Raw genomic sequence first — 12,479 nt, forward strand, 5'->3', positions numbered from 1 at the left:
CCCTGTGGGGGAGATGCCCGGTAGGGCAGAGGGGGGCGAACCGCCGCCACGTTTGAGCACAATCCGCTCATCAGACACTCTCCTCGCTTGCGGGCTTGGCCGGATCGATCTTCGCCCTCAGCGCCTCGCGGCGTTTGCGCCAGCGCTTCCAGGGCGGGGTCTGGGAGACGAAGATGAAGATCACTGAGAGGAAGAGCACGAGCGACAGGGGACTCGTCAGGATCCCCATGAAGAAGCCTTCCAGGCTGCCGCGTTCCGAGAGGATCGCCCGGCGCCAGTTGTCGTCGAGAAGGCGCGAGAGGATGACGCCGAGGATGATCGGGCCGAGCGGATAGCCGTAGAGCTTGAGGAAATAGCCGAAGACGCCAAAGCCCAGCATCCAGTAGACGTCGGTGATCGAGTTGTTGACCGCATAGGCGCCGACGATCGACAAGAGCATGATCAAGGGCACGAGGACGGCGCGCGGCATCTCGACGATCTTGACGAAGAGCTTGATGCCGGTCAGCCCGAAGAGCAGCATGCAGCAGTTGGCGAGCACCAGGCCGCCGACGATGAACCAGAACATGTCCGGCTGCTCGACCATCAGCATCGGGCCGGGGTTGAGCCCGTGGATGAACAGGGCGCCGATCATGATGGCGGTGACGGCGTCGCCGGGGATGCCGAGCGTCATCATCGGGATGAAGGCGCCGCCGACGGCCGCGTTGTTGGCGGTCTCGGGCGCGACGAGACCCTCGATCGCGCCGTCGCCGAATTCGCGTTCCGGATTGCGGGTGACGCGCTTGGCGTGGTCGTAGGCCATCAGCGCGGCGATGTCGCCGCCGGTGCCGGGCAGGGCGCCGATGAGGACGCCGAGGCTCGAGGTCTGCAGGGACAGCGGCAGATGCTTCCTCACCGTCGAAAGCGAAGGCACGATGCGCGAGATCTTCTGGCGCACCGCCGTCTTGTCGACATGGTGGAGCTGCGACAGGGCTTCCGACACGCCGAACAGGCCGATCATCACCGCGATGAAGGAAATGCCCGACTGCAGCAGCGGCAGGTCGAAGGTGAAGCGCTGGGTGAAGGTGAGGGGGTCCATGCCGACGGTGCCGAGCATCAGGCCGAGGGCGCCGCAGAAGATGCCCTTGACCAGCGATTCACCCGCGAGCGAGCCCACCAGCAGCAGGCCGAGCACGGCGAGCAGCATGTAGTCGCGCGGCTGGAAGGAGAGGGCGAAATTCGAGACGAAGGGCGCGGCGGCCGCGAGAACGGCGATGCCGACGAAGCCGCCAATGAAGCTCATCACCGTGGTGATGCCGATCGCCTCGCCGGCCTGGCCGCGCTGGGCCATGGGATAGCCGTCGAGGGCGGTGGCGATGGCGGACGGGGCGCCGGGAATGTTGAGGAGGATTGCCGTGCGCGAGCCGCCATAGACGCCGCCCATATAGATGCCGATCATCAGGGCGATGGCCGGCAGGACGTCCCAGGAGAAGGTGAAGGAGATGAGGATCGACACGGCCATGGTGACGGAGAGGCCGGGGATCGCCCCGACATAGACGCCGGCGAAGGTGCCCAGCGCGACGAGGGCGAAGAGCTCAGGATGGGTGAAGACGGTGAAGAAGGCGAGGAAATTTTCCATGATGCTCAGAACCTCACGCCCGTGACGTTGCGGATCCAGGAGAGGATCTCGCCTTCAGGCACGATGCCCGCCGGCATCAGGACGGTGAAGACGATGCGGAAGAGGACGTAGATGAGGAACAGGCTGAGCAGCGATATGGCGCCGGCATGAAGCCAGGAGCCTTTCGACAGGAGCTTGATCGCCAGCACCAGAAAGAGAAGCGATGTGGGCAGGAAGCCGAGCGGCTCCAGAAGCACGGCATAGGCGAGAAGCATGACCGCGAAGATCGCCACCGCCGGCGGCAGCACGTCGCGGCCGAGCTTCTCGCCCTCGGCGGCGGGCGCGCGGGCGGTCTTGAAAAGCACGATCGCGGCCGTCACGACCATGGCGAGCGTCGTCGCCATGGGAACGGCGCCGGGCGAGCTCAGGGATTCAAAGCCCGATATGCCATAGGCGGACCACAGGAGAAACAGGCTGGCGACGAGGAGAAGGGCGGTGAACACCGCCTCTCCGGGGCGGCGCGCGCGTCTGGCAGCCATGGCTGAAATCCTCCCGATAATTCTGGTCGATGCGATCTGTCGCGGACGGGGGTGTGCCTCGCCGTCCGGGGCAGTGCCGAGGCACCCCCCTGTGCCCTGCCGGGCATCTCCCCCACAAGGGGGGAGATCGGAAACGTCTGGCGGCGCCATCCTCAAGATCGACGGTGTGCCGGCATGGACGTCACAGATGTTCGTGGGACGGCGGTGCTGCTGATCTCCCCCCTTGTGGGGGAGATGGGCGGCAGCCCAGAGGGGGGTTCCCCGGCGCTGAGCTGACCGGAAGACGCTCCGGCCCGTCCCCCCAAACCAAACGAGGGCGCGACGTTCCCCGCCGCGCCCTCCCGTCATGTCATTCCGGCTTGGCGATGCCGAACTCTTCCGGCGACTTCTTGGTCAGGCCGGCATCCTGCAGGAGCCACGTCGTGTTCTGCTGCCACTTCGTCATGAAGTCCTCGGCCTCGGTGCCGTTGACGTTCATCAGGATGAAGCCGCGGTTTGCCATCAGCTGCTTGAACTTGTCCTCGTTGGCCGCCTGCTTGAAGGCGTCCTCGAGCTTGGCAACCGCATCCTCGGGCGTGCCCTTCGGGGCGAAGATGCCGAAGAACGGGCCCCAGGGCAGGAACTTGGCGAACTTCTCGTTGGACTCGGTGATCGGCTTGACGTCCGGCAGCTGCTCGACCGGCTCGGTGGCGACAATCGCCAGCGGCTTCATCTTGCCGGCCTTGACGCCCTCGATGGCGGCGCCGAGCACCGCCGGCATGACGTCGATCGCCTTGCCCTGCAGCGCCGTCAGCGCCGGGCCGTCGCCGTCATAGGGAATGAAGGTGACGGGCAGCTTGCCCTCGGCGTTCTCGATCATCGCCGTGACGACGGAGGGAACGCCGCCGGGGCCGGTCGAGCCGAACTTCACCTCGTTCGGATGCTCCTTGATATAGGTCATCATCGAGGCGTAGTCGTCGAAGGGCGCGTCCGGGCGGGCGACGAGGATCGGCGTGCCGCGGGCGAGGATGTCGATCGGCACGAAGTCCGAATAGTCCTTGGTGCCGAGGCCCATCACCTTGTAGAGCAGCGGGTTTTCCGCGCCCATCAGAAGCGTGTAGCCGTCGGCCTTGCCGCTCGCCACCTTGTTGAGCGCGATGGCGCCGACGCCGCCGGTGACGTTCTGCAAAACGATCGACTGGCCGAGAACCTCTTCCGCCTTGGGGGTGACGGCGCGCATCACCGTGTCGGTCGAGCCGCCGGCGCCCCACTGGATGATCCCCTGGATCTCCTTGGTCGGATAGTCCTGGGCAAGCGATGGCGAAACGCTGAAAGCGACGGTCGCGGCGAGCGCGGTCGCAATGAGTGCGGTCAATTTCAAGATTGGCCTCCCTGAAAAGTCGTCGGGTGTCCTCCAAAGCGACGCCGCCACCCGACTCGCGGCATCCTGGGCGCGCACATTTTCATCCGGCGAGCAATAACGCAAATACCAAATTGCCCCTCAGCTATGCCTTCGTGTTATGCGTATCGCCGGCCTGCGCGGCGGCGACGCTGGTCATCTCGCGGCCGAGATCCTCGACGAAGCGCTGGGCGAAGGAGGACAGAACCGCGCCGGCCCGCGAGGCGACGAAGGTCTCGAAACGGGTGTTTTCGGCGATCGGCACGACGGCCAGCCGGTCACGCGGCAGGTCGGCTGCGGTGAAGACGTCGAGAACCGCGATACCAAGCCCCTGGGCGACGAGTGCCGCGACCGTCGAGCCGAAGCGCGCCTTGATGATGACGTCGTAGGGCAGGCTCTCGCGCTCGAAGATCTCGGCCATGATCCGGCCATAAGGGTCCGTCGGCTCGATGCCGATCAGCGGATGCGCGACGATTTCACGCGCGCTGACGCTTCGCCTTTGCGCCAGCGGATGCCCGGTCGGGGTCACGCAGACCAGATGGCCGCTCGCCAGAGGCTCGAAGCGGATCGAGGGATGGTCGAGCCGGTAGCTCATGGCGACGCATTCGCCGCGCCCGATGAGGATGTAGTCGATCGCTTCCTCGATCTTCAGGATCTCCACATTCATCCGCAGATCGGCATAGCGCCGGCGCAGGGCGGCGATCGCCCGCGGCATCATGCCCTGCGCGATCGAGGGGACGGAGCCGATCCGCAGCTCCACCTCCTTGCCGCGCTCCAGCCGACCGACCGCTTCCTGCAGATTGGCGACCTGCTGGTGGATTTCCTGGATCTGGGAAAAGATCGCGCCGGCCTCGGGCGCCGGCACGTAGCGCCCGGCCTCGCGGTTGAACAGGCGGATGCCGAGGGAGCCCTCGATATGCTTCATCGCCCGGCTGATGCCCGGCTGGCTGACATTGAGGAGCCGCGCCGCGCCGGCGATGGAGCCGCTGACCATCACCGCGCGGACGATCTCGATCTGCTTGAGCGTCAGCATGACCGGCGGTCGATCATCGCCCGCGCCTCATGCGCCGAACCGGGCGGTCTCGATGCCGCGGTCACGGTCGAGTGCGGGAGCGGGGGTGTCCGTCGCCAGCTCGCTTCTGGAAAACACGATCGGCGTCCGCAGGCCCGGCACGCCGCCGGCCTCGATCCTCAGCCCGCGATGGGCGATCTGCGGTTCTGACAAAGCCTCGGCGACGGTGTTGATCGGCCCGCCGGGAACCCCGGCCTTTTCGAGGGCGGCGATGATCTCCGCCCGGTCCTGCCGGGCGATGGCGGGCGAAAGGAGGGCCGTCAGCCGCTCGCGGTTCGCGACCCGTGCCGGATTGGTGGCGAAGGCCGGGTCGGCGGCAAGGCCGCCCAGATCGAGCGCCCGGCAGAGCGCCCCAAACTGTCGGTCGTTGCCGCAGGCGACGATGAGGTGGCCGTCTTTGGCCGCAAACACCTGATAGGGCACGATGTTGGGATGGGCGTTGCCCATGCGTCTCGGCGAGTTGCCCGTCACCAGCGCGTTCATCGCCTGGTTGGCGAGCGCCGCGACGCCGCAGTCGAGCAGTGCCAGATCGACATGCTGGCCGAGGCCCGAGCGCTGGCGCTCGATGATCGCCGCCTGAACGGCAATGGCGCCGTAGAGCCCGGTGAGGATGTCGATCCAGGCGACGCCGATCTTCTGCGGCTCGCCCGCCGGTTCCCCTGTCAGATCCATGATCCCGCACATGCCCTGGATGAGGAAGTCGTAGCCCGGCCTTGCGGCCTCGGGACCGGTCTGGCCGAAGCCGGTGATCGAGGCATAGACGAGGCGCGAGTTGCGGGCCGAGACGCTGTCGTAATCGAGGCCGAAGCGCTTGAGCCCACCCACCTTGAAGTTTTCGACGACGATGTCGGCCTCGTCGATCAGGGCTTTCAGCGCTTCGAGCTGGACTGCGTTCCTAAAGTCGCAGACGAAGCTGCGCTTGCCCCGGTTGGCGGCGTGGAAATAGGCCGCCGTCGGCCGCTCCTCGCCCTCGCGCTCGATGAAGGGCGGCCCCCATGTACGGGTGTCGTCGCCCTCCGGCGCCTCGACCTTGATCACCTCGGCGCCGAGATCGGCCAGGGTCTGGCCGATCCAGGGTCCCGCGAGGATGCGGGCGAGCTCGACGACCTTGAGGCCCTGGAGCGGCGCCTCCGGCATCACACGAAAGCCTGCAGGCCGGTGATCGCGCGGCCGAGGATCAGCGCGTGGACGTCGTGGGTGCCCTCATAGGTGTTGACGGTCTCCAGATTGATCATGTGGCGCATGACCTTGTATTCCTCGGAGATGCCGTTGCCGCCATGCATGTCGCGGGCCTGCCGGGCGATGTCGAGGGCCTTGCCGCAATTGTTGCGCTTGACGATGGAGATCATCTCCGGCGCCGCATTCGCCTCGTCCATCAGGCGGCCGACCCGCAGCGAGGCCTGCAGACCGAGGGCGATCTCGGTCTCCATGTCTGCGAGCTTCTTCTGGAAAAGCTGGGTCTGGGCGAGCGGCTTGCCGAACTGCTTGCGATCGAGGCCGTACTGGCGGGCTGCGTGGAAACAGGCTTCGGCGGCGCCCATCACGCCCCAGGAGATGCCGTAGCGCGCCCGATTGAGGCAGCCGAACGGGCCTTTCAGCCCCTCGACATTCGGCAACAGCGCGTCTTCCGACACCTCGACGTCCGAGAGGACGATCTCGCCGGTGACGCTGGCACGCAGGGAAAGCTTGCCGCCGATCTTCGGGGCCGACAGTCCCGCCATGCCCTTTTCGAGGACGAAGCCCTTGATCTTGCCGCCATGGGCCTCCGATTTCGCCCACACGACGAAGACGTCGGCGATCGGGGCGTTGGAGATCCAGGTCTTCGAGCCGTTGAGGACATAGCCGTTGTCGGTCTTCCGCGCGGTGGTCTTCATGCCGCCCGGATCGGAGCCCGCGTCGGGCTCGGTCAGGCCGAAACAGCCGATGAATTCGCCCGAAGCGAGCTTCGGCAGATAGCGCCGGCGCTGTTCCTCGGTGCCATAGGCATAGATCGGATACATCACCAGCGAGGACTGCACCGACATCATCGAGCGGTAGCCCGAATCGATCCGCTCGACCTCGCGCGCGACGAGGCCGTAAGCGACGTAGGACGCGCCGATGCCGCCATATTCTTCCGGAACGGTCACCCCGAGAAGGCCCATTTCGCCCATCGCCCGGAAGATCGACGGGTCGACCAGCTCGTCGCGCGCCGCCTCCGTGACGGCCGGGGCAAGGCGGGCTTCGGCAAAATCGGCGGCCGCCTCGGCGAGCATGCGCTCGTCCTCCGAAAGCTGCGCGGACAGGCGGAACGGGTCCGCCCAGTCGAACCGGCCGAGATCCGGCGCGTCCTTGGGCTTCAGGGCCATGAGAATTCTCCGTAGGAATTTTATCGGGTCGGGCGCCGTCTTAGCATCAGGGCGCCGGGCGCTTCAAACGGCTTGATGCGACGACTTTCACACAAGCGCAGCACCCGGCCGCCCCGATCCTTCGCTGGCGAGAAACGACCGGAGGTCCGTTCGGCCCGTCGCGTTCACGCAGGCCCCCGTGTGGCGGCCGTATCATGGCATTGTGATTGCTTGGCTTTGTCGGCGCGCCTTGCCTTTGCAGCCCGATTACGGCAGGTCATTTCGTAAGGTTGACCAAAGGATAGTTTCATATGTGGTGTGAACAAAGACTCCCACGATATCATCCGGGGGGAGAGCCTTTGCGCCGGCGGTCTGCCATTTCGGACGTGACGGGGCGGTAAAAGCAGGAGCTGGCAGGCAAGGCAGGGCGAGAGTGGCGCTGCCGGCTCGAAGCCGCGCATGGTCGAGGAGACAAGTCGTATGTTCGCTAGGGCTGCAGGAACGCTGTCGGTTCTGTTTTTCTTCACGCTCGTCGTCAATCTGCTGCTCCTCGTGCAGCCGATCTACATGCTGCAGATCTACGATCGGGTGCTGGTTTCGGCTTCCTTCGACACGCTCGTCTACATTTCGATGATCGCCGTTGCCGCGCTGATGCTTCTCGGCGCCTTCGACGCGATCCGCTCGATGATCGCGGGCCGGCTCGGCGCAAGGCTGGAGACCGAAAACGGCGCCGACGCGATGATCGCCGCCCTGAAGTCGCCGCGCGCCGGTCTCGGCGACGTCCAGCCGCTGCGCGATCTGGCGACGGTCCGCAACTTCGTCGGCGGCCGGGCGCTTCTCGCCTATCTCGACCTTCCCTTCATGCCGCTGTTCATCGGCATGCTCTATCTCATTCATCCCAGCCTGTTCTGGCTGACGCTCGGCGGCGCGGTGCTGCTTGCTCTCGTCGCTCTTGCCAATCAGTGGGCGACGAGCGGTCTTGCGGGCACCTTCGGCGAAGCCTCGATGACCGCAACGCTTTCGGCGCAGGCCTTCGCGCGGTCGAGCGAGAGCCTTTCGGCCATGGGCATGGTCGGCAACGCCATCGAACATTGGGGCCGGCGGCATGCCGGATCGCTGCAGGCGCTGGATCGGCTGAACAGCCGCAACGCGATCTTCACCGGCCTTTCGCGCTTCCTGCGCATGGGGCTGCAGATCGCCATTCTCGGCTATGGCGGCTATCTCGTCATTACCGGCGAGATGACCGCAGGCATGATCTTCGCGTCCTCGCTGATCTCCGGACGGGCGCTGCAGCCGATCGATCAGGTGATCGGCGGCTGGAAAGGCTTCGTCGATGCGCGCAAGGCGCTGTCGCGGCTGAAGAAGGGCGTCGATGCCGTGCGTGCGGCGCGGGCCGACAAGACGATGCTGCCCGAGCCGCGCGGCGAGGTGATGTTCGATCAGGTCGTCGTGGTTCCGCCGGGCAGCACCGATCCCGTCTTGAAACGCATCAGCTTCAAGGTGCCGGCGGGCGACTGCTGCGTCGTCATCGGCCCGTCCGGCGCCGGAAAGTCGACCTTGATGCGGGCCTTCGTCGGCGGTGTCGACCTGCGGACCGGGGCCGTCAGGGTCGATGGCGCGAATGTCTCCAACTGGGATGGCGAGGCGCTCGGCCGCCATGTCGGCTATCTGTCCCAGGAGGTGGAGATGTTGCCCGGCACCGTGGCCGAGAACATCGCCCGCTTCGATGCCAATGCCGGCGACGACGCCGTCATCGCCGCCGCGAAGATGGCCGAGGTGCACGATCTCGTCCAGAAGCTGCCGCAGGGCTACGACACCGTGATCGGGCCGATGGGAATGAAGCTCTCCGGCGGCCAGCGCCAGCGCATCGCGCTCGCACGGGCCTTCTTCGGCAATCCGAAGATCCTCGTCCTCGACGAGCCGAATGCCAGCCTCGACACCGATGGCGACCTGGCGCTCGACCGGGCGCTGCGCCACGCCAAGGAGCAGGCGGTGACGGTGCTTCTGGTGACCCAGCGCCGGCAGGTCGCCGAGCAGGCGGACTGGATCCTCGTTCTGCGCGACGGAGCGGTGGATGATTTCGGCCGCCGCGACGAGGTGTTCGAACGCCAGGCCGAGCGGTTTCGCAGCACGCAGGCCGGCCCGAGCCCGGTCAGTGTGCCGAAGGCGCCGGCGGGCGCAAGGACGGGCCATGGCCCGGCAACGCCCGCTGCGGCAACGGGCACGGTTACCCCGATGGTCCGGGGCCGGCTGGCGCCGGTCGCCACCGTCGCTGCCGGGACGGCGAAACCGGCTCAGCCCGGGCCGTGACGACGGCCCGGACAGAAGCGGTGGTCGGTGCAAACGATGGCCTGCGCGATGACGCGGCGGGGGCAAGGATTGGACCCGGCCTTGGGCAGGCGCCGGGAAGAAGGCGGAGATCGAGACGATGAAAGATATGACCACGGCGGGAGGAACGCCGGCCCACCCGGCAGCAAAGCCGGGCGCTGACGGGCGCAAGCCGAGCTGGACGAAGGGCGTTCCGACCGGCACCCGGCTGATGAGCGTCGCCGGCATCGTCGTCGGGCTGACCTTCATCGGCGGCTTCGGCGCCTGGGCGGGGCTCGCACCGATCGCCGGCGCGGTGGTCGCGCCCGGTGTCGTCGCGGCCGCCGGCCAGAACCTGTCGATCCAGCATTTCGAAGGCGGCATCGTCAGGCAGATCGACGTCACCGAGGGCCAGCGCGTGACCGCCGGCGAACCGCTGATCGAGCTCGACCGGACGGCGGCACTTTCACAGCGCGACAGGCTGAACCATCAGATCATCGGGCTTCGGGCGAGGGCCGCGCGACTGGCGGCCGAGCGCGACGGCGACGAGACGCTGATCTTTCCCGCCGACCTCGTATCGATGGCGCGAACCGCGAACGTCTCCGATCTCCTCGACGAGCAGGGACGAGAGTTTTCCGCCCGGCTCGCCCGCCATCACCAGGAACGCTCGATCATGGTGCAGCGCGTGAAAGCCCTCAAGGAGCAGGCCGAGGGCATGAGCGCCCAAAGATCGGCGATCGAGCGCCAGATCGCGGTCGTGCGGGAGGAAACCACCCGCAAGGGCCGGCTGCTCGACAAGGGCCTCACCAACCGCTCCGAATATACCCAGCTCGTCAGGGCCGAAGCCGATCTCGTCGGTCAGCTCGGGCAGGTCGTCTCGAGCCTGCTCGCCTCGAAGACCAACATCTCCCAGGCAGATCAGGAAGCGGCGCGGCTCGAAAGCCAGCGGGTGGAGACCGCCGTCACCCAGCTCAACGACGTGCGCTCGAAGCTGTCCGACATGAGCGAGCAGCTGCGCACCGCCGAGGACGTTCTCTCGCGGTCGACGATCCGGGCTCCCGCCGACGGCATCATCGTCGCCAAGTCGGTCAACACCGTCGGCTCGGTGGTCCGGCCCGGCGAGACGCTGATGCAGATCCTGCCGACCGGGGCGGACCTTGTCGTCGAGGTCCGCCTCAACCCCCAGCACATCGCCCAGATCCGGCCCGGCCAGGTGGCGCGGCTGCGTTTCACCTCGCTCAACGCCCGCACGACGCCGACCGCCGACGGCACGGTCTCCTACGTCTCGGCCGACCGTCTCGTCGATCAGCAGACGCAGGAGGGATATTACCGGGCGCGGCTGCGGCTGAACGATCCTCTTCCCGCCGGCATCTCGGCCGACGAGATCACCCCCGGCATGCCGGTGGAGGCCTATGTGGAAACCGGCGACCGCAGCTTCATCGACTACCTCACCCAGCCGGTCACCGACAGCTTCTCGCGCGCCTTCCGGGAGTGACGGCGCAGCGAGGATCTTCGAGCCGCCGGCTCACAGATCGACATATTTGCGCCAGTTGTGCTCTTCCCTGAAGCCGAGAACCTTGCGGATCTTGGCGTTGGACAGCGGCGCCTCGTATTCGCCGAGTTCGCGGGTCACGGGGATCTGCGGGCAGTGTTTGTTCAGGAATTCGGCCGTCGGCATCGTCGCGGTGATGGTGTCGTTGGTGGCGTTGAACACCTCGAAGCCGAGGCCGTCCCTGGCGATGGCGAGATCCACCATCTGGCCGAGATCGCGCGCGTCGATATAGCTCCAGGCATTGCGCTTGCGCGACATCGGATCGGCGACGAAGTCCTTGAACCGATCATATTCGTGCGGCTCGATGACATTGCCGATCCGGAAGGCATAGATGTCGGCGCCCGATCGCATGGCAAAGGCGCGGGCGGTCTTCTCGTTCGCCACCTTGGACAGGCCGTAGCTGTCCATCGGGTCGATGTCGTAGTCCTCCTCCAGCGGGAAGTGGTGGAAATCCTTGTCGCCCTCGGCGAAGCAGACGCCATAGGTCGTCTCCGACGAGGCGATGATGATCTTGCGGATGCCGAGCTTCACCGCCGCCTCGATGACGTTGTAGGTGCCGATCGTGTTGATCCGGAAGGTCTCGTTGTCCGGCCTGATCAAAACCCGCGGGATCGCGGCGAAATGAACGACCGCGTCGATCGGAGCGGGGCCTTCGCCGGTGGCGAACTCGTCCGTGTTGAAATGGCAGGAGAGCGCGTTGAACATCTGGCCGCTGTCGGTGACGTCGGCGGTGAGGTTATCGACGCCCTCATGGTCGAGCGGCACGAGATCGACGTTGAGAACGCGGTGTCCCCTGTCGACGAGATAGGGGACGACGTGGCGCCCGGCCTTGCCGGTGCCGCCGGTGAAGACGATGCGTTTGCCCATTGGAAAGCCTTTCTGCTGTCGCTCGTCCCGGGCTCGGGCGGCCCGGCGACGGCGTTTGCAGCAAAGGTGTGGCGCGGGTGACGCGTGGCCACCCCCGCCGGTCTATCGGGGGCTTTCCGGACCCGGACCCGTTCCGCCCGTTCCGGCCATGCTTCAGGAGACCGTGACGGTCAGATCGCCGACGCCGTCGATATGGCCCTGGAGGCTGTCGCCCCTCTCCACCGGGCCAACGCCCGCCGGCGTCCCGGTCATGATGACGTCGCCTGCGGAAAGCGTGAAGAGGCCGGAGAGATAGGAGATCGCCTCGGCGGTTTTCCAGATCATCTGGTTGAGATCGCCCTCCTGCCGGATCTCGCCATTGACCTTGAGCCAGATCGCGCCTTCGGCGGGGTGGCCGATCTTGGCGGCTGGAACCACCGCCGAGACCGGCGCGGACTTCTCGAAGGCTTTGCCGATCTCCCAGGGGCGGCCCATCTTCTTGGCGACGGACTGGAGATCGCGGCGGGTCATGTCGAGGCCGACGGCATAGCCGAAGACATGGTCGAGCGCGTTCTCAGCCGCGATGTCGGCCCCGCCGTTTCCCAGACACACGACCAGCTCGATCTCGTGATGAACGTCCGATGTCCGCCCCGGATAGGGGAAGGTGCTCTCCGTGGTCAGGTTGTCGGGGTTCTTCTGGAAGAAGAACGGCGGCTCCCGGTCCGGATCATGGCCCATCTCGATGGCATGGTCGGCATAGTTGCGCCCGACGCAATAGACCCGCCGCACCGGGAAGGTCGCGTCCGTGCCGCGCACCGCGAGGGCGGGAACGGGCGCTGGCGTGAAGACGTATGACATCGTGATCCT

General features: G+C 66.5%; 10 protein-coding genes. 2 read left to right on the forward strand and 8 right to left on the reverse strand.

What is annotated here, in order from left to right:
* Positions 1 to 70 precede the first annotated feature (70 nt).
* The 6 genes from J6595_RS19080 to J6595_RS19105 form a co-directional block, all read right to left on the reverse strand.
* Positions 71 to 1,615 carry a tripartite tricarboxylate transporter permease gene (locus tag J6595_RS19080; protein ID WP_209596709.1) on the reverse strand — a complete coding sequence of 515 codons (1,545 nt, stop codon included), beginning with the start codon at positions 1,613 to 1,615 and terminating at the stop codon, positions 71 to 73.
* A gap of 5 nt (positions 1,616 to 1,620) precedes the next feature.
* Positions 1,621 to 2,133, reverse strand: a complete 513-nt coding sequence (locus J6595_RS19085) for a tripartite tricarboxylate transporter TctB family protein (protein ID WP_209596711.1) — start codon at positions 2,131 to 2,133, stop codon at positions 1,621 to 1,623.
* 349 nt (positions 2,134 to 2,482) lie between these two features.
* Positions 2,483 to 3,493 (reverse strand): Bug family tripartite tricarboxylate transporter substrate binding protein, encoded by a 1,011-nt coding sequence (locus J6595_RS19090; protein ID WP_209596713.1) that lies wholly within the window; start codon positions 3,491 to 3,493, stop codon positions 2,483 to 2,485.
* 124 nt (positions 3,494 to 3,617) lie between these two features.
* Positions 3,618 to 4,544 carry a LysR family transcriptional regulator gene (locus J6595_RS19095; RefSeq protein WP_209596715.1) on the reverse strand — a complete coding sequence of 309 codons (927 nt, stop codon included), beginning with the start codon at positions 4,542 to 4,544 and terminating at the stop codon, positions 3,618 to 3,620.
* Between the two features lie 27 nt (positions 4,545 to 4,571).
* Positions 4,572 to 5,720 (reverse strand): CaiB/BaiF CoA transferase family protein, encoded by a 1,149-nt coding sequence (locus J6595_RS19100; protein ID WP_209596717.1) that lies wholly within the window; start codon positions 5,718 to 5,720, stop codon positions 4,572 to 4,574.
* Complete coding sequence (locus tag J6595_RS19105) at positions 5,720 to 6,928, reverse strand: acyl-CoA dehydrogenase (protein WP_209596719.1); 1,209 nt, start codon at positions 6,926 to 6,928, stop codon at positions 5,720 to 5,722. The genes J6595_RS19100 and J6595_RS19105 overlap by 1 nt, the downstream gene beginning before the upstream one ends.
* 459 nt (positions 6,929 to 7,387) lie before the next feature.
* Between J6595_RS19105 and J6595_RS19110 the strand changes: the two genes are divergently transcribed.
* The gene (locus J6595_RS19110) at positions 7,388 to 9,217 is read left to right on the forward strand and encodes a type I secretion system permease/ATPase (protein ID WP_209596721.1); all 1,830 of its coding nucleotides are present in this window, start codon (positions 7,388 to 7,390) and stop codon (positions 9,215 to 9,217) included.
* Between the two features lie 118 nt (positions 9,218 to 9,335).
* Complete coding sequence (locus J6595_RS19115) at positions 9,336 to 10,709, forward strand: HlyD family type I secretion periplasmic adaptor subunit (RefSeq protein WP_209596723.1); 1,374 nt, start codon at positions 9,336 to 9,338, stop codon at positions 10,707 to 10,709.
* Positions 10,710 to 10,739: 30 nt separating this feature from the next.
* Here J6595_RS19115 and J6595_RS19120 read toward each other — a convergent pair whose 3' ends face one another.
* Positions 10,740 to 11,633: an NAD-dependent epimerase/dehydratase family protein gene (locus J6595_RS19120; RefSeq protein WP_209596725.1), complete on the reverse strand. Its 894-nt coding sequence runs from the start codon at positions 11,631 to 11,633 to the stop codon at positions 10,740 to 10,742.
* A 153-nt stretch (positions 11,634 to 11,786) separates the two neighbouring features.
* Positions 11,787 to 12,470, reverse strand: coding sequence for a fumarylacetoacetate hydrolase family protein (locus J6595_RS19125; protein WP_209596727.1), 684 nt, complete (start codon positions 12,468 to 12,470; stop codon positions 11,787 to 11,789).
* Between the last annotated feature and the right edge of the window lie 9 nt (positions 12,471 to 12,479).

The sequence above is a fragment of the Jiella mangrovi genome (assembly GCF_017815135.1).
Classification (GTDB): domain Bacteria; phylum Pseudomonadota; class Alphaproteobacteria; order Rhizobiales; family Rhizobiaceae; genus Jiella; species Jiella mangrovi.